This is a genomic window from Gammaproteobacteria bacterium, from assembly GCA_011375345.1.
Lineage (GTDB): Bacteria > Pseudomonadota > Gammaproteobacteria > DRLM01 > DRLM01 > DRLM01.
On the sequence record DRLM01000043.1, the window covers coordinates 1 to 18,114 of the forward strand.

The window sequence follows — 18,114 nt, forward strand, 5'->3', positions numbered from 1 at the left end:
CAGGGTGGAACCGAAACGCCGGCCGAAGTTCAACGCGCAAGGGCAGTGTCATGGCTGCTGCCCCCCTTCCATAGTCATGTCCGACATGTCCAGATCGTCCATGCTCATCTCGCCCATCGCCATGTCGTCCATGGGCATGTCCTTCATGTCCGGGCCAGCATCCGGCGCAGCGCCCATGGCCTCCCTCATCTTGGCCGTGGCTTCCCGCAGCTTGGATTCGGAGTCGATCAGGAACTGGGCCGAGGTCACCACCCGCTCGCCGGGGTCCAGGCCGGCGAGGATTTCGGTGTAGCCCTCCGCACTCACGCCCACGGTCACCGGACGGGGTTCGAACTTGCCCGCCCCGCGCACCACAAACACCTGCTCGCGCGCGCCGGAACGAACAATGGCCTCCCCAGGCACCACCACGGCCTGCGGCCGCGGCTCCACGTGCAGGGTGACGCTGGCGAACATGCCGGGCTTGAGCATGAGATCGCGGTTGTCGAAGGCCAGGCGCAGGCGCAGGGTGCGGGTGTTTTCCTGCAAATAGGGATAGATGAAGCTCACCTTGCCCTGATAGACCCGGCCCGGCGCCGCCTTGACCCGCATCTCCGCCCGGTCGCCCAGCCGCACCCAGGGAATCTCGTCTTCATACACGTCCACATACACCCACACCCGGTGCAAATCCGCCAGCAGATAAAGCTCGGTCTGGGGCGTGACGTATTGTCCTTCCCGGGCACCGATGTTCATTACGGTGCCGTCGAAGGGGGAATGAATGTGGAGGTATTTTTTGATTTTGCGGCTCTTTTCCAGCTCGCGCAGCTGGTGGGCCGGCACATCCAGCAGTTGCAGGCGCTCGCGGGCGCTGGCCAGCACCTCCTCGGCGCTGCGGCGCATGTCCCGGGCGGGGCTGTTTTTCACCGCTTCGAAGTTGCGCAGGGCCAGCAGATATTCCTGCTGGCTGGTCACCAGCTGGGGCGAATACAAGGCGAGCAGCATGGTGTTTTTCTTCACCGCCGCACCGGTCTGGTCCACGAACAGCTCTTCGATCCAGCCCTCGGTCTTGGGGTGCAGGCGGGCCAGGCGCTCTTCGTCGTATGTGACCCGGCCCAGGGCGTCGATGCGGCGTGTCAGGGTGCGCTGCTCTGCCACGGCACTGCGCACGCCGATGTTTTGCACGGTAACCGGATCAATGGTGACAGTGCCGGCGGGTTCCGCCTCCCCGGCGGCGCCGTCGGCGTAGACGGGGATATAGTCCATGCCCATCTCGTCCTTGGCCGGTACCGGCGAGGTGATGGCCGGGTTCATGGGGTTGCGGTAGAACAGCACCTCGCGCTCGGCGGGCGCCTCCTCGTCGGCGTAGACGGGGATGTAATCCATGCCCATCTCGTCCTTGGCCGGCACCGGCGAGGTGATGGCCGGGTTCATGGGGTTGCGGTAGAACAACACCTTGCGTTCACCGCCGCCGGCGGCAGGGGGGGTCTCGGCGGCGCGCTGGGCGTACCAATAGCCGCCGCCGGCCCCCAGGGCCAAAGCCAGCACGGTCAGCGTCACAAACGGCACAGTTTTACTGAAAGAGTTCATCAACGGTCTCCTTGCCCGTGGCGGCGGCGAGGTCGGCCTGGGCCTGTCTGGCCTCGGCAAAGGCCTGCCAGTGACGGGTTTCGTAGTCGTATACGGTAATCTGGGCGCGCACCAGGTTGAGAAAATCCACCTTGTTCACCTGGTACGCGGCCAGCATGGATTCCACGGTCTGGCGCGCCTGGGGCAGCAAGGTGCCGGTGAACTCCAACACCTGCGCCCGCGCCTGCCGGTAACGGGCCAGGGCGGTGGCGATGTCCCCCGCCACCCGGGCCCGCCGGGCGGCCAGCTGTTGCTGGCTGTGGCGCAGTTCCAGACCGCGCTGCTCGCGCAAGGGATCCTGGCGCGTGCCGGTACGCAGGGGCAGGTTCATGGAGAACAACACGCTGCCCATGTCGCTCCGCCCTTCGCGGGCCCCGTACAGCGCGGCAATCTGAAAGTCCGGGTAGTATTCCTTGCGTGCCAGCTCCAGGCGCCGCTGGGCCGCATCCACCTGATGCCGCCGGGCGTGCAAAACCGGCCGCAGGCGCTCTGCCGCGACCAGCAGGACCTCGAAGGACGGGGCCGGCGCCAAGGTGGTGTCCACCTCACCAGGCAAGGCCAGGGCCGTGGTGGCCGGCCGGTCCAGCAAGGTGTTCAGCCGCACCCGTGCTGCCGCCTGGGCTCCCTGTACCCGAAGTTGCCATTCGCGCAACTTGGCCCGTTCCACTTCCGCCAGGGACAAATCCTGCAACAAACCCTGCCCCACTTCGTATTTGGCCCGGGCGATGTCCACGAACTGACCCAGCAGGGTGTCGTTGCGCCGCAGCACCTCCAAGGTGCGCTGGAGATAAAACGCCTCCCACCAACTGCGCCGCACCGCGCGGGCCAGTTGCAGGCGCTCTTCGGCCACCTCCTCCCGGGCCGCCGCCGCTTCCTGTTCCGCCGCCGCCTGCTTCAACGAGCGCTTGCCGGGGTAGGGCAGAACCTGGCTGATCCCGGCCTGCAGTTGAGTCATCGGCGTGGCGCCGGGATCGGGCTCGTTGAGCGGCAGGTTGACCAGATTCACCATCAGGCGCGGCTCCGGCAGGGCCCCTTCCCGCACCGGGCGGGCCGCCAGGGCGGCTGCGCGGCTGCGCAGGGCGGCTAGGCCGGGGTTGGCCGCAAGAGCCCGGGCCACTGCCGCCTCCACCCCCAAGACATCCGCCGCCACCGGGGCGGGAGAGGCCCACAGCCAGGCCGCTGCCAACACGGCCCCCAGGCCGCACCGGAACGTTTGCAATGTAAACATGAACACTCCTCGTATCGGGCAGTTACCGCACGGACAACGGCCGTGCCGTCAGAAAACGCAGCGAGAGAATGGGCAGCGTCCTGCCATCAGGGACTGCATCCTCTCCCTTCGCAAAGAGGGGGCGGGAGGGTCACGCGGCCGGCATCACCGCAACGGTGGCTTTGGTGCGTGATCCCGATATCACCCCCGGACGGGAAGAGCGCAGGCCGTGAGAAAAACAGCCGTTACCGATTGCCGGTGCTGACGGCCGCCGGGACATCCCTTCAAAGGGGAAGGTGTCGGGGCGGTTCGGTTTCGCGGGAAAGGTCGGGTTGCAGCAAAGGCGGCGGCGCCGCTTCGCGATGGCTTTCGGGCGCAGGGCCTGTCAGCAAAGGAAGGAAAATCTGCATCAAGGGACAGCAATGGCCACCACCGGCGCAGCAGCTCATGGGCGCGCCGTGCTCCTTGGCACCGGTAACCGTCATCTTGTCCGCAGCACTGTGATGGTGTGTCACCACCGGACCGTCACCCGCCTGGCCCCAGCCGGGGAGGCTCGCGTGGGCCGGCAGGGTGGCCAGCAGGGCGAGTATCAACACACAGCGAAGGACTTTCGTGACGGTCATGGGCGGTTCAGCAGAAGTGATGTAGTGATGGTACTCATATCGAACCGGATAAACAATCCGTGAGCCCGCGTCTATAGCACGCTTTGCGGCGCGCTCCGGCGGTGGCTGACACGCCCCCGGGCCCCGGCGTAGTCAGAGACCGCAAAGAAAGCGAAACGTTGCCGTGGTTTGTTGGGCTTGGGTCCACCCCGGCGGCGCGAAGCGGCTTTGCTCCCGCGGGCGCAGTTCAGCGCTGAGCCGCCCTTGCCCGCCGCCCCGCTGGCGCGCACTGTCAGAGAGGAAATCCGCGGTGGCGGAATCCCCCCGTTCCGCCACGGGCCCGTCACCCCCGGTCCTGAAGGCACAAGCCACCGAGTTCCAGCGAGTGACGCAAGAGCAGAAAAGCGTTGCTGGCAGCCCCCATGCGTTTTGTTTTGTGCTGGTGTCTGCCTGCACTCACTTTCTCCCAGATTGCTGACACACTGGTGTCGCAGGACAAGGGCCTGCGTTACCCCGGTGCCACCGCCACCCCGTCGCGGACGGCATCGCCGGGATGAACGATCACCGTCTGCCCCGCGGACAAACCCGACAGGATCTGGGCGGCGAGACCGTTGCGCTGCCCGACTTCCACCGGCGTCTGCACGGCCCGGCCCCTGCTGACCACGAACACCGCCCAGCCCCCGTCCATCCGGAACAGGGCGCTGGCGGGAATCTGCAACACGTTCTTGCCCTCCCACAACAGGAAGCTCGCCTCCACCCGGTAACCGTCCCCCAGGCGGGCCCATTGCCGGGGCGGGGAGATCAGGTCTGCCACCACCCACACCCGCTGCTCTTCCACCCCCAGGGCGGAGATTTTGGTGAAACCCACGGGTTCGACGCGGCGCACCCGGCCTTTGAGGACCTGCCCACCGCCCCAGCGTGTGAAGCTCACCGGCGTGCCCGCTGAGAGGCGCACGGCGTCGGCGGACAACACGTCCACTTCCACCTCCAGGGCGTGGGGGTCGCCGATTTCCAGCAGTGCCTGGCCCATGGCCAGCGCACCTTCGCTCTCCCGGAACCGCTTCAGCACCACGCCATTCACGGGGGCTTTGAGGGTGATGTTGTCCGGCGCGTCATCACCCGCCGGGGCGGCGGCAAAGCGCAAAGCGGCACGGGCGGCGTCCAGCTCGAAGCGGGCGATATCCACGGCGAACCTGGCGGAACGGCTGAGCGCGGCGGCCCGCCGCTGCACGCTTTCGGCCTGCTCCAGCTCGTCTTGCGATGCCACACCGGCGCTTCGCAGGCGCTGGATGCGGGCCAGCTCCCGGGTGGCAAAGTCCGCATCCGCCGCCGCGGCCTCGGCCTTTTGCCGCGCCGCCTGCTGGGCCGCGCGGGCCGCCGCCACCCGGGCTTCGGCTTCGGCGCGGCGGCGCGGATCGAGCACGGCGGCGCGCAGGGGTTCCAGTGTTACCAGGGGCTGGCCCGCCACAACGCGCTCGCCCACTTCCAGCCCGATGCGGCGGGCATAGCCGGCCACGGGCGCGGACACCACATAGCGGTCTCTCACCCGGGTGCGCCCTTCCTCTTCGAGGGTCACCCGCAGCGGCTGCCGCATCACCGGCGCCACGTCCACGGTCACCGGCCGGGGCCAAAAACCCCAGAGCAGGGCAGCGATGATCACGGCGGCCAGGGTGGCCAGGGCCAGGGTTCTGTGCCACATGGTGCTACTCCCTTGTTTTGAGCACAGCGATCAAATCCAGCCGGTCCAGTTTCCGCCGCACCACCAAACCGGAGATCAGGGCGGCGACCAGCACCACGGTCGCCGAGTACGCATAGGTGGCCGGCTCCAGGATCAGGGGCACGCGGTAAAGATCGCTGTCCAGATTGACGGCGATCAGGGCGCACAGGCCCCACCCCATCACCATGCCCAGGGGCACGGCCGCCAGAGTGAGCAGGCCCAGTTCGCCCAGAAGGATGTAGGAAATCTCCCCCCGGGTGAAGCCCAGCACCCGCAGGCTGGCCAGCTCACGGCTCCGTTCCATGAGGGCGATGCGGGCGCTGTTGTACACCACGCCAAAGGCGATGACCACCGCGAAGACGCTGGCGACATAAGTGAAAAAGAGCATGGTTTCCTGCATGGTCTGGTTGAAATTGGCAATCTCCCGCTCCCGCACCACCACGCTGGCAATGCGCGGCGTGTCTTTCAGTTTGCGGTAAATCTCCGGCAGGGCGGGTTTGTCCACCGCCAGATAGGCGCCGGACAAGGCCCGCCCTTCGCGCATGAAGCGGTTGAGCCCGTCCAAAGACATATACCCCGAAACGCCGAGGTATTCCCGGGCCAGGCCCACCACGGTCACTTCGCGGGTGGGCCGGGCGCCCTCCAGCACGTCCACGGTGAGGCGGTCGCCGGGACGCAGGTCCAAAAGGCGGCCCAGGTAATCGGTGAGCACCACCCCGGCCTGGGGCAGGGTGATGGGCCTGAGGTCGGCATCCAGCACCCGCTGGATGTCGCCCCCCGGCTCCATGCCGCGGATGAGGCTGCGGTAGCTGAGATGGTGGTGGCGAAAACGCACGGGCACGGCCCGGTAGCCCTCCACATGGGTGACGCCGGGCAGGCTCAGCAGCTCGGCCCTGGCGCGGTAGGCCGTGGGATCGGTGAAGGTGACGGACAAGTCCTGGCGCTGGGACAGGCCGTATTGCACTTTTACCATGTAGTTCACTGTGTCCTGCTGGAAGCGGCCGCTCATGACGATGGCCAGCGCCAGGGCAATGCCCACCACCGACAACAATGACTTGACCGGGCGCCGCGCCAGGTGGCGCAGGATCATGCGGCTGGGCTGGGACAGCCAGCGCCGCAGGCCCAGGCGTTCGATGAGGGTGGCGCGATAGCGCGCGGGAGGCTCGGGCCGCATGGCCTGCGCCGGGCGCAGGCGGGCGGCCCTGGCCACGGCGAACACCGTGCCCGCCAGGGCGGCCGCGGCGGTGATGAATGCCGCCTGCAACACCACCGCCGGGCGCAGTTCAAACAGCAGATAGGGAAAGCGGAACATCTCCATGTAAATGGCGGACAGTTGCCCGCCCAGCCACCAACCCAGGCCCAGACCCAGGGCCACCCCGATGGCAGTCACCACGGCCACCAGCTTCAGATAGTGCCCGGTCACCGCCCCGTTGCCATAGCCGAAGGCCTTGAGGGCTGCAATCTGCTCGCGCTGGGTGGCCACCAGGCGGGTGACCACCACATTGAGCAAAAACGCGGCCACCCCGAGGAAGATGCCGGGAAAGATGTTCGCCAGGGTGTCAAGCTGGTCGAACTCCTGGCTCAAAAAACGGTGGGAGCGCTGATCCTGCCGTTCATAGGCGCCCAGACCGCCGTAGCGTTCCAGCAGATCGTCCAGGCGGTCGATGACATCCTGGGGCCGGGTACCGGCGGTAAGGGTGAGTACCACGTCGTTGAAGGCGCCGTCCAGGCCGAACGCCTGCGCCAGGGCCTCGCGGTTCATCCACATGACGCCGTAGCGCTGGTAGTCGGGAAACAAGCCACCGGGGCGCAGCTGGTGGATGTATTCCGGCGACAGGGCCGTGCCCACCAGGGTCAGGGCCTGACGGCGGCCGTTGAGCACGGCGCGGAAGTGGTCGCCGGGCTGGAGACGATGGGCTTCGGCGAAGGCTTCGCCGACCACCACTTCATTCTGCCGCCCCGCTTGCGGCAGGCGCCCGGCGCGCAGGTACAGGCGGTTGAGGGCGTGGCCGTCGCCGCCGCCGTTGGCGATGGACACCAGATGCCCCGTCACCGGCTCGGTAAACCCCGCGATGTCCACAGTCACGTCCGCCACCACCCGGGTCTCCACCCGGGCCACGCCGGGAATGTCTTCCAACCGTCCCCGCAGGCTTTCCGGGGCGCGTTTGAGGGAGGCGAAAACCTGACCGAAACGATTGTCCCGGTAGAAGGTGGCACGGGTGTCTTGCAGGGAATCCAGGGTCACCAGAAACATCACATAAGTGCCCACGCCGCTGGCGATGACCAGCACGATGGCCAGGGCCTGGCCGCGCATGTGCCACAAATCGCGCCACAGTTTGCGGTCCAGGGCCTTCACCAGTTCAGCTCCCGGGGGGCTTTTTTGGCCGCATTGCGTTCCACCCCGCTGACCCGGCCGTTGCTGAGGTAAATCACCCGGTCTGCCGTTTCGGCGATGACGGCGTTGTGGGTGATCACCGCTGTGGTGGTGCCCAGCTCCTGGTTGACCCGGGCGATCACGTCCAGCACTTTGATGCCGGTATGCACATCCAGCGCACCGGTGGGCTCGTCGCACAGCAGCACCTGAGGCCGCTTGGCCACGGCCCGGGCGATGGCCACCCGCTGCTGCTCGCCGCCGGACAACTGGGCCGGGAAATGGTCCAGGCGTTCGCCCAGATCCACCAGGCGCAGCGCTTCGTCCGGATCCATGGGACGGGCCGCGATTTCGGTCACCAGGGCGACATTTTCCCGGGCAGTGAGGCTGGGGATGAGATTGTAGAACTGGAACACGAAGCCCACGTGCTCGCGCCGGTAGCGGGTCAGGGCCGCATCGTCGTACACGGTGAGATCATGACCGCCATAACGCACAGTGCCCGCGGTGGGCGCATCCAGGCCGCCGAGGATGTTCAACAGGGTGGATTTGCCGCTGCCTGAGGGGCCCAGCAGCACCACGAACTCGCCCTGGTAAAGATCAAGATCAACCCCCCGCAGCGCGGGCACCTGCACCTCGCCCATTTGATACATCTTGGTGAGGCCGCGGGCGGTGAAAACGGCAGGAGCAGTGGGGGGCGTCATCGCAGTGCACTCCAGGGCAGGGGCGCCGACTTCGGCTTGCTGGCTCTCGTTTCCCTTGCGTGCGCCGGGGCGCCGGGCTCCGCTTCCCGTCCCGGGATATGCCGTGTCCGCCGTTTTCCTGGCACGGCAGGGGGCGGCCAAGGAGAACGGGGTCTTGGCCTTCCGGCCCGGGCCGATGCCCGAACCCCGCGCCCTCAATCAACGCCTTGGCACAGGCCGGTTCCCGCAACGGGAGTCAGCCCTTGACATCAGTGAACCTTGTCTTCGTCGGCGGCAGAGCCGGGGCTGTCATAGGGGAATTTCATATGGCCGTAGCGTATGGCCAACACCGCCACAGCCAGCAGGACGATGGCGCTGGCGACAGCAATCACCTTCCAGGTGTCCATGTCCTTGGCGTCCAGAGCCAGATATCGGGCCAGGGCGACGATGCCGATGTACAGGGGCATGCGTACCGGCAGCTTGCCGGATTCCAGATACACGCCCACCATGGCGACCACTTCGAGGTAGATGAACATCAGCAGCAAATCGGCCAGGGTGACCTCGCCCGCGGCCGCCATTTTGAGGATTTCCTGGACGCCGGCGATCAGGGTGCAGACGATGATAACGAACAAACCGCCATACTCGATCAGGCGTATCCCTTTGTGACTGATGTGGTTGCGATCAAAACCCATGGCGTGACTTTTCTCCTTCCGTCCCGCCCATGGTAAACCAATCCCGGGCCGGGGCAAGCGGTGGGGCGGCTTCCCGCCAGTGTCCCGCCGGGACTGGCCAGCAGATGCATTCCCGCCCCGGGATCACGTCGCGACGATCGGGAACGTTCGCGGCATCAGCCGCCCAGGGTTTTCAGATATTCAATCAGCGCCCGGCGTTCCTCGGACTTGAGCCTGTCGCCGTATGTGTGCCCGGTGTTGGCATAGCCTGGCAGGGTGGTGTCGTAGAGGCGCTTGCGTTTCTCCGGGTCTTGTTCTGCGGCTTTGCCATGCCTGAGTTCGGTGTAGCGCCAGCCCAGGGCCTCGGGGTCGTAGTCACGGCTGTCGAAGCTGCGCGTCCAATAAGTGGGGCGCTTGCTGCTGTCGAGCAGGGCCTCCATGGTGGGCACCGAACCGTTGTGCAGGTAGGGCGCCGTGGCCCAGATGCCGTCCAGGGGCGGCGGCACGTAGCCGGGGCGGGGCCGGGCCTGGGCGAGCCGGCCGAACCAGGAACGGTTGAACCAGTCCATGAAACGTCCGGCTTCCTCATAGGCGCTTTCGGCATAGACGGGGTCGGTGCCCACGCGCCGGGCGCTGATGATCAGATTGGGATAGCTGGCCTCGTTCCCGTAACGGCCATGGCATTTGGCGCAGCGGCGCTCATACACCTCCCCCCCGGCGGCGGCCAGCTTGCGGTCGACGGCGAAGGGGTAGGCGGGCGGTTTCAGCGATGCGAGATAAGCCCGGACGTGGACGAACTGGGCGTCGATGGCTTCGGCCTCGGCCACGCTGTCGGCGCAGACCAGGGATTTCATCATCATGTAACGCGCGTGGTCCCCCCGCCCCATGCCGTTGTAGAACATGGCGTTTTTCTTGCCCACCCGCCACCAGGGCGGCACGCTGGTGGGAATGGGTTTTTCGGGCGGTGGCGCCAGCAGGGGTTTTTCGGACCAGGCCAGGGTTTTGGGATCGCGGTGGGCGATGAGGGCCAGGGTGAGCGTGGGCGCCGGGTTGACACCCAGGGTGTCGGTGATGCTGTAGGGCACCATGGCGTCGATGCGCTGGGCCCATTTCTTCCAGGCGGCGGTCTCGGCCGGGCCGGATACATACAGCCCGGCGGCGTCCACGGCGTCGCGGGGGTCGGTGGTGAAATCCGCCGCTTCATTGCCCAGGCCGATGACCAGCTCGCCATTGAACAGCGCGGCGTGGCACAGCAGACAATTGGGGGTGATGATTTCCACCCCGTTGGGATCGCGGTGAGCACTCAGAAAATAGGGCAGTTCCCGGTTGCGGCCATGGCGGCCCGGCAGCGTGGGCCCCACTTCGGCGCCGGCACGGGTGCGCCGCCAGGCCTCGTAGGGCAGGCCGCAGCTCTCGTAGCCCCCGTTGATGATGAGTTCATACCCAAGCTTGGGATCCCCCGGGCGCTGCTTCGAGGGCGGGATTTTGTCGGCGCAGCCGGCGCCGGCCAGCAGACAGGCGATGGCGGCCAGGCGCCACCCCGGTTCACGGCAGCGTTTGAATCGGTTTCCCATGCTCATGCGCCCTCATAGCCATAGAGTTGCACCATCCCTGCGCCGCCCGGGGATGCGCCGGCCGCCACAGGCCGCAGCACCACCAACCCCGCCCAGTAGGGAATCCAGGCCCGCCCTTCCTGCGCCCGGTGGGCCGGCACCAGCTCCATGTCGATGCCCGCCGCGGCGACGCGCAAGCGCCAGCGCACGGGATAGCGGGCGCCGCTGTCCGGACTGTTCCAGTAGGCCGCCGGCTCCAGCGCGATTTCCTCCCGCCCCAGCAGCCGGGCCCGGCCGTCCCGGTCGATGAAAAAACCGGTGGTCACGGCCCGGCTGCCTTCCCCCACCCGGTGGCGGCGGAAGGCGTAGAGCGCCCGGCCATCGTCCAGATGCAGGGTAAAGCGGTCAAAGGCCACCGGCCCCCCGGGCAGGGGCAACTCGCCCCAGGCGTGTTCCAGGGTGATCAGCCCGCGGACGGCCTGTTCCCCATCCGGACCCCGCAGCACGCCCGCCGCCTGAAGGCGGGGTTGCAGATAGAGATGAAAGGGTGGCCGGGCGCGGCTGGCGCGTTGGCCGTCAAAGGCGTTCTCGTCGATCAGGCCCTGCCCGGGCTGGCCGAAATCAAGCTGCAGACTGAGGTCATTGCCATTGAGCAGCAACGCCCCCTGCAGCGTCCCGCCCGCACTGCCGGCCAGGTCCAGCTGCCAGTCCTCCAGCCAGATCCGCAGCGGCTCTGCGCGGGTCCCGGCCAGGCCCGCGGCGGCGCGGCTGAGCCGCCGGGCGCTGCGCAGCGGGGCATCCGGCAGCGACAGGGAAAACACCCCGGCATACACCTCATGGGCCGCCCAGGAGGAGCGGCGCGCCGGGGCCGCCGGACCAAGGCTCCGCCGGATCAGCGTAAGCTGAAAACCCAGCGGCCGGCCCTCATCATCCCGCAAGGTGCCGGCGAGATGCCACCACTCGCTGGGATAGGCCGGATGCGGTCCGTGATCGGCCGGGAAGCGGAAATCCCGGGGGAAACGCACTTTCTTGAAGCCGGCCGTCTCGGCGACGATGGCGGACAAAGGGACGATGGTGGTGCCGGCGCTGGGCGACGACTCAAGGGGCGCGGGCTTCGGGACCACGAACGGCAGTGCCACCAGGATCATGATCCCCAGGGCGGCCGCCCACAGGCCGCGCCTAGCCATGCCGCGGCGACTCTGCGGCGATGTACGCCGTGGTCAGACTGTGTACCGGCATCCGCTCCCGCCCCAATCCGTGTTTGTTCTGGTGCCCGGCCCCCGCCCCCGTGGAACACCTGGACAAGGTCAAGAACAATTCATTATACGGCAGCCGCCGCACCCCACCAACGCGCTGCGCATCCCCGGCGCCGGCGGCCACCGGAACGCCGTGCCATGCCGGTTTCGGCCACGCTGATCCACCCGCCGGGAACGCTGCGCGGTGGAACAGCATGTTTCTCTGCATGTTCAATGACTTCTCGTCGTTGAACATGACGTTACTTTCCCACCCCGTACACAGTTTGCCGAAAAACAGAGTTTTCCGGCACACTGTCAAACCTCCTCCGTGCCGGCTGCCACCGCCGCCCGGATTATCACATAACCGGATGCCACCGCCATGGTGATCGCCCCCACCATGGCGCCGTACACCGCCCCGGCCGCCGCCGGCAGCCAGCCCGGTTTGAGTTGATTGAGCTCGGTATTCCACGTGTCGTAGAAAAAGCAATACGCCGCGGCGGACACACCCATTTGCGCGTCGAGCAACCACACCAGCGCGGCCAGGGACGCCCCCACCAGCAGCACCGTGGCCAGGGAACCGTAGGCCGCGCGATTCATGGTGCGCCGGTGGCGCGCCACCTCGAACAAGACGTAAAACCCCACGGCGAGAAACACTGAAATGGCCGATGTGGAAACGCGGATAAACGGCCGCCCGTCGCTGATGCTGAAAATCATCGGGCACAACCAACTGCCGATCAGTGCCCCGAAGACCACGCCGAAGGTCAAACCCGAGAGATACGGATGCGTCAGGGCATTCATGGCCGGTCGGCGCGCAGCGCGCCGCACCAGCCAGCGGTGCCAGCGCGGAAACAGCCCTCCCACCACACTGCCCAGGGCCATGCCCACAAGCATGAAGCCGGGGATCAGGTCCAGAGGATCGGGTGTGGTTTGAATGATGAGGGCGTCGGGTACCGGTTCATCGAGCTGGCACATGGTGTTGACCTGCCGCTCGCTGATCTCGCTGCGATTGGGCGCCGGCCAGTCGTAGGCCCAATAAACGCCCAGGAATATCAGCCCGGTCAAGCCACCGCCCACCATCCCCGAGCGCTGCCAGCGCAGCCACAGCCTGCCGGTAACGGTGCTGCGCGGCGCCGGAGCGCGGGCGGCGTAATGGGCCAGCACCCCGGTGAACGCCAGCACAATGAAAAGAAAGGGCACCATGCCGCCGGAGGTGGCAAACACCGGTTCACGCCGGTCCAGCAACAAGAGGAAAAACAGCGCCGCCGCCAACAACCCAACGAGTACATAGGGGAAATAATCGTGCTGGCCGCGGGGTGGCACAGGAAAGCACTCAGAGCTTATGGTCCAGCCACATCAAGGTCAGCAGTTTTTCTTTGAAGCGCGTCCACAACACCAGGTACAAGGTGTCACGCAGATTGCGCCACTGGGTCCCGCTCTGGTCGTGACTGACACCGACCATGTCCCCCAGCAGACCGCAGTAGATGTGCACACTGCCCAACCATAAACACAGCGGCCGGTAAAACCGCAAGCTTGCCGCGGCCTGCCGGGGCGGCTCGGCCAAACCGGAAAAATCATCATTGTTGGCAATGCGGTTGCGCGCCAGGCTGTAGACCAGCGCGGCCGCCACGGTGAGCAGTATCCCCGCCAGCGAGCCGTGAATGCCGTTTGCCACCGCGCCGCCCAGGGCGGCCAGGGCCACCCCGCGGTCGAGGTTGTCCAGAGCGGGCGAGCCGTAGCCGGGTGCCGGGCAGGGTGCTTGTGCCATGCTACGGCTTCACCAAAAAACCGGGGATTCGGGCCACCGCGTCTTCCAATGCTTCCAGCGCCTGCATGCCCTTGGGTGTCAAGGTGTAGAGGCGCCGCGGAATGTAAAAGTCCCCTTCCTTGACATGGGGCGGCGGTGCCGTCTCCAATTCTGAAATCACCAGACCTTTTTTCTCCATGCGCTCGAGGGTGACGTAAATTGTCCCTTTTTTCAGTTTCAACTCTCCCCCCGCGGAGCGCCGCACCAGCTCCAAGCCGAACAGGGGCGCGTCACTTTGCCGCAACAAATGAGCGATAACGGCTTCGGTAAGGCTGAGTTTGGTGGGTCGGCTCACGTTGAGGTCTCCAGTGAATCAATAGCATGATAACCGAGTACGCAAGCGCACTTCACGCCTGCCAGCCACCGATTCGCTGCCGACCCCCACTGGGGGCGCCGCCCGGCGGATTGAGACACTGCAACACCTGCCTCATCCCCTGGATCTCAAAGTGGCCAGAATAGGCTTGACGAAAGGATGGTGACAATATAGCTTACATTGTAAGCTATAATATTATCCGTGAATTTGGACCAAGCAGCACCATCCTGGAGGTCATCATGACACCCAAAATGTCCCTCATCCCGATCGCTGTTTTGTACGCCCTAACGCTCGCCGCCTGCGGTGACGGTGACAAACCGGGTAACAACGCCGGTGGCAGCGGCGGCACGACCGGGGGTGGCCCCGCCGGCGGCACCAGCGGGGGGGGTGTCGGCGGCGGCTCGTATTTGTTCTACCGCGGCAGCCTGATGGCCGTGGATCCGGACGAGCCGGCAACGCCGGTCACGGTGGAAAGTGGGGACGACATCATTGACGGGTCGGAAAGGACTGTCTATTTCGGCAACTATACTCCAGCCACCCAAATCGTCAGCAACATGCACGTCCGGGGCCTGATTTACGCCAAAAGCGACGGCAGGCTTTATCGGATCAGCGCACTGACCAGCGCAAGCCCCACCCCGTCACAACTCTCCAGCGAAAACGCCGCCAACACGCTGTGCACCCAGTTGAAGTACGACAACGATGCCGTCGATCTGAACGACGTCAACATGGCGCAATACCTCTACCCCCTGCCGGGCGGCGACGGCCTGTGCGGCACCTCCGATGATGAATGGAAAATGGTGCGCTTTGGCATGGGGCCTGGCGATGCGCCGGTGGCGGCCAAGCCGCCGGTGATGCCGCTGGGCGATGCCGCCAGCGGTGCCTTGTCGGGCTGGCTGGTCAACGACAACGGGGCCATCAGGCGCTGCGATGCCAATTTTGCCAACTGCGGCCCCACACTGAAAACAGTGGCCGGATCGGCCCACCATTTGCTGGACACCGGCCTCAATCGCGCGCTGCTGGACATTGACGGCCAGCTCTTTGTCTACGATGACAACGGCAGCGCTTTGAGCGCGCCGCTGTTCACCATCCCCCCCAGCACCTTCCTCGGCGGCCCACCGGTCACCGACGGCAACGCCGTGTTTTTTGAACACGACAAAACCATCTACCGGCTCCCTGCTGACGGCAGCGCCCCCGCCACGGCGCTGGCGGTGGACACCGCGCCCGTTTTCCGCGTGTTGGTCACCTCCACCAACGTGGTCTACCAAACCGACACCGAACTCAAAGCCGTGGACAAAACCAAGGGCGGAACCGCATCCGGCCTGCTTTCCTTGAGCGGCGGCAACAACGCCTACGTGTTTCAGGCGGGCGACGATTTGTACTACACCGTCCAGAAGCTGGTATTCACCCCCAGTTTCAGCGTCGAGCAGATCAAGGCCGGCATCGTCGATCACAATGGCAATGCAAAACTGGAAGTCTCCCAAGCCGCCTGGGTGGGCGGATCCGCCAGGAGCAATTTCAACATGGGCACCGGATCTGCGCTGGCGGCCGACAAGTTTGACAGCTTGATTCTTGCCCAGGGCAAGACAAACCGCTTGCCCGGTGCCACGCTCAAATCGTTCGATACGGCCTCTGCAAGCGAAATCGCCGAGCTGGGCACAGTGCCAGACGACGTGGATAGCGTGAACTGTTTCGGCATTGCCAATGATGCGCTGTGTTCAGCCCTCGTCCTTGTCACGCCGCCGCCGGTGCCACCGGCGCCGCCCTTTCAAGTGGACATCCTGTTCGTCAATCCGATGCAGGCCGACTCGCTTACCCGCCTGACCAATACGCCGGATAAAATCGAAGCACCGTTGTGGTACTGAACGCCTTCACCACCCTTCCGGCAGGAGCGGGAAAGCAACTTGTCCAATCTTTAATAACATCCATTTAGCACTTTGGGAGAGCTTGCCATGATCACCGCCAACTCCATCAAATTGCTGTCGGCGACCACCTTTACCGTTGTCCTCAGTGGCTGTCTGAGCACCATGCCCACGCTCGGCGGCGGCTCCGGCGGCACGGTAACGGGCGCCGCCGCAGGCGCACGCAGCGTCAACCAAAACAGTCAGCTGGAATCCTGTGACAAAACACTTGGCACCGTCACCGTGTTCGAAGATCAAAGCCTGCCCTGGTGGAATTACTACCATCAGCACTACCGCCACCTCGGCTCCACCGTACCCGTCATTCGAATGATGATCCAACAATCCAATTGTTTCGCCATCGTCGAACGGGGCGCGGTGATGAAAGTCATGCAGCGCGAACGCCAGCTCATGTCATCCGGTGACTTGCGCGGCAACAGCAATTTCGGCAAAGGACAGATGGCTGCCGCGGATTACACCCTGAGCCCATCGGTTAATTTTAGAGAAAGCACCATGGGCCGGGTCTCCGGCGCTGCGATGAGATTCCTGCCCGGCGCCAAGCTGCTCGGGGGCGGTTCCGTTGGCGCGAAAAGCAATGAAGCGGAAACCACCTTGTTGCTGATCGACAACCGCTCTGGTGTTCAAGTGTCCTCGTCCATCGGCAGCGCAAAAAACTTTGACTTCAACTTCAGTGGGTTCTCCGTAGGTGCGCGCGGATGGGGCAGTGCCAGCGGCTATGCCAACTCCGCCGAAGGAAAAGTCATCATTGCCGCCTTTGCCGACTCCTTCAATCAAATGGTCCAGGCTTTGCGCCACTACACCCCGCAACGGGTGGCCGGCGGCCTGGGTGCGGGTGGTGCGCTGGCAGTGGACGGCGCGCAGGATGCCGTGGTAGCCGCCAACCCGGCACCCGCGCCGGCCGCCACCCAAACGGTAGCCAGCCGGAGCACTGTCCATGTCACGAGTGACCGTTCTATGAACGTCAGTGTGAGTGCCTATGATGGAGCAGCCCTGGACAACTACTATCGCGCGCTAAAAAAGGCCGTAGAGAATCTCTCCAAATACGCGTCCATGACACCCCAGCAGATCGATATGATCAACCAGCGCACCGGCATGAGAATAGACCTGTGGACACTGCTGTGGGCGCCGTCCTTCGCCGGTGATTTTGAAACATCCAAAATCGAACTGGAATCCTGGCCGCTGAACGCCAAACAACAAGGCTGGGATATACTGGGCAGGAAAATAAACCGATACAACAAGCTGTTTTACAAAAACAGAGATCTCATCCTGTCGCACGAGGGCTTGCCAGAAAATATCAAGACCCGATTGCAGGGCATCGAACTGGTAACGGAAGAGAGCTTGTTCGCCTCCAACTGATTGCTCCCGCAAGCTGAGACAAAAGACCGGCACCTCACAGCGTCCACAGGGACGTGAGATCGCTGACGTGCCATAGCCCACACGGCCTTGCCAGGTCGCCTGGGTCATGTCGTTCCTGTCAGTGAACGCAGGAACAGGTTATGGCAAGGTCAGGCAAAGGGATCAGCCCGGGCAGAACGGTGTGGATTGACCGGTTACTGCCATGTGGCCAAGACAGGTGCGCAAATCCGGGTGTCATTTGGCAATTGTTGGACGCGCACCATCCCCCCCGCACCTAGCCCGCATTTCTCACCACCGTTCGTAGCGAGACGGAGCTAAGGGTGTGGCATGGGTGGCTTTCGCGACCGAGGAGCGCGCAGGCATAGCTGACACTATGTCGGGCACTCCGACCGAGCGAAAGCCAGCCAGGGCGTGCCATTGGGCCGTCGCAGTAGAAGGGGGGTGAGAAATGCGGGCTAGCTCACCGCCACCAGGCGGACCTGGGCAGGCTCTCTCTCAGCCCCTCCCTTCCATCCCATACGTTCCCGCACACCCAAATCGGGCAATGACCACCAGGGCGAGCTGGTATGAATGCATTTCTCCCTCACGGTAAATCCCGCGTTACGTACCAACGCGATGTATTCACTTGCGGAACGCTGCACCTGCATGGGGTGGCGGAAGAAGGTCCGCACCCAGGAGGCGTGGATGAACACCCGGCAGGATTCGGCGATCAGCAGCACACCACCGGGTTTGAGCACGCGGCGAAACGCCGCCAGCACGGCGTGTTGGTCGGAAGAGTGATGCAAAGTTTGGTGACAGAATACGACGTCAATGGAATCGTCGGGCAGGTCCAGGTGGGCCAGGTCGCCGTGGCGGAGATCGACCTTCACCGGGCAATCTTCAGCGGCAGCCTGGGCGAGCCGGACGGAACGGGGGTCGATTTCTACGGCGGTAATGCTGCGGGGCAGCAGCCCCCTGGCCAACAGCTCAAACGCGCAGCCGTCGCCGCAACCGGCGTCAAGCACGCGCGGGGCAGGGGGCCGCTGCGGCAGGGTTTCGTACATGGCGAGCAACGATTCAGTGGCGGGGGCAACGACGTAGTCCCGCC

Annotated in this window: 14 protein-coding genes and 1 pseudogene; 2 read left to right on the top strand and 13 right to left on the bottom strand. The window is 65.1% G+C overall.

Features of this window, described 5'->3' with window-relative positions; genetic code table 11:
- Positions 1 to 48: 48 nt before the first annotated feature.
- The 12 genes and pseudogenes from ENJ19_03250 to ENJ19_03305 all read right to left on the bottom strand — a co-directional run bounded on the left by ENJ19_03250 (position 49) and on the right by ENJ19_03305 (position 13,737).
- Positions 49 to 1,563, bottom strand: coding sequence for an efflux RND transporter periplasmic adaptor subunit (locus ENJ19_03250; protein ID HHM04742.1), 1,515 nt, complete (start codon positions 1,561 to 1,563; stop codon positions 49 to 51).
- Positions 1,547 to 2,830: a TolC family protein gene (locus ENJ19_03255; protein HHM04743.1), complete on the bottom strand. Its 1,284-nt coding sequence runs from the start codon at positions 2,828 to 2,830 to the stop codon at positions 1,547 to 1,549. Before ENJ19_03255 ends, ENJ19_03250 begins: the two co-directional genes overlap by 17 nt.
- Before the next feature lie 263 nt (positions 2,831 to 3,093).
- On the bottom strand, positions 3,094 to 3,432 hold the full coding sequence (locus ENJ19_03260) for a hypothetical protein (GenBank protein HHM04744.1): 339 nt from the start codon (positions 3,430 to 3,432) through the stop codon (positions 3,094 to 3,096).
- Between the two features lie 487 nt (positions 3,433 to 3,919).
- Positions 3,920 to 5,110 carry an HlyD family efflux transporter periplasmic adaptor subunit gene (locus ENJ19_03265; protein HHM04745.1) on the bottom strand — a complete coding sequence of 397 codons (1,191 nt, stop codon included), beginning with the start codon at positions 5,108 to 5,110 and terminating at the stop codon, positions 3,920 to 3,922.
- A gap of 4 nt (positions 5,111 to 5,114) precedes the next feature.
- Positions 5,115 to 7,484 carry an FtsX-like permease family protein gene (locus ENJ19_03270; GenBank protein ID HHM04746.1) on the bottom strand — a complete coding sequence of 790 codons (2,370 nt, stop codon included), beginning with the start codon at positions 7,482 to 7,484 and terminating at the stop codon, positions 5,115 to 5,117.
- The gene (locus ENJ19_03275) at positions 7,481 to 8,200 is read right to left on the bottom strand and encodes an ABC transporter ATP-binding protein (GenBank protein HHM04747.1); all 720 of its coding nucleotides are present in this window, start codon (positions 8,198 to 8,200) and stop codon (positions 7,481 to 7,483) included. The genes ENJ19_03270 and ENJ19_03275 overlap by 4 nt, the downstream gene beginning before the upstream one ends.
- 248 nt (positions 8,201 to 8,448) lie before the next feature.
- Positions 8,449 to 8,871 (bottom strand): phosphate-starvation-inducible E, encoded by a 423-nt coding sequence (locus ENJ19_03280; protein ID HHM04748.1) that lies wholly within the window; start codon positions 8,869 to 8,871, stop codon positions 8,449 to 8,451.
- Positions 8,872 to 9,026: 155 nt separating this feature from the next.
- Positions 9,027 to 10,424: a c-type cytochrome gene (locus ENJ19_03285; protein ID HHM04749.1), complete on the bottom strand. Its 1,398-nt coding sequence runs from the start codon at positions 10,422 to 10,424 to the stop codon at positions 9,027 to 9,029.
- 2 nt (positions 10,425 to 10,426) lie between these two features.
- Positions 10,427 to 11,590, bottom strand: coding sequence for a hypothetical protein (locus ENJ19_03290; GenBank protein HHM04750.1), 1,164 nt, complete (start codon positions 11,588 to 11,590; stop codon positions 10,427 to 10,429).
- A 367-nt stretch (positions 11,591 to 11,957) separates the two neighbouring features.
- Positions 11,958 to 12,065, bottom strand: a pseudogene (locus ENJ19_03295) (Tat pathway signal protein).
- A 903-nt stretch (positions 12,066 to 12,968) separates the two neighbouring features.
- Positions 12,969 to 13,403 carry a hypothetical protein gene (locus tag ENJ19_03300; GenBank protein HHM04751.1) on the bottom strand — a complete coding sequence of 145 codons (435 nt, stop codon included), beginning with the start codon at positions 13,401 to 13,403 and terminating at the stop codon, positions 12,969 to 12,971.
- Between the two features lies 1 nt (position 13,404).
- Entirely contained in the window at positions 13,405 to 13,737 is a 333-nt protein-coding gene (locus tag ENJ19_03305; GenBank protein HHM04752.1) for a hypothetical protein, read from the bottom strand.
- Between the two features lie 257 nt (positions 13,738 to 13,994).
- Here ENJ19_03305 and ENJ19_03310 point away from each other — a divergent pair, with 257 nt between their 5' ends.
- Together ENJ19_03310 and ENJ19_03315 are read left to right on the top strand one after the other, a co-directional pair.
- Complete coding sequence (locus ENJ19_03310; protein HHM04753.1) at positions 13,995 to 15,617, top strand: hypothetical protein; 1,623 nt, start codon at positions 13,995 to 13,997, stop codon at positions 15,615 to 15,617.
- 87 nt (positions 15,618 to 15,704) lie between these two features.
- Entirely contained in the window at positions 15,705 to 17,027 is a 1,323-nt protein-coding gene (locus ENJ19_03315) for a peptidoglycan-binding protein (protein ID HHM04754.1), read from the top strand.
- A 455-nt stretch (positions 17,028 to 17,482) separates the two neighbouring features.
- On the opposite strand, the gene ENJ19_03320 is transcribed toward ENJ19_03315, so the two are convergent.
- Positions 17,483 to 18,114, bottom strand: a 632-nt coding sequence (locus tag ENJ19_03320) for a class I SAM-dependent methyltransferase (protein ID HHM04755.1), incomplete at its 5' end; no start/stop codon positions are given.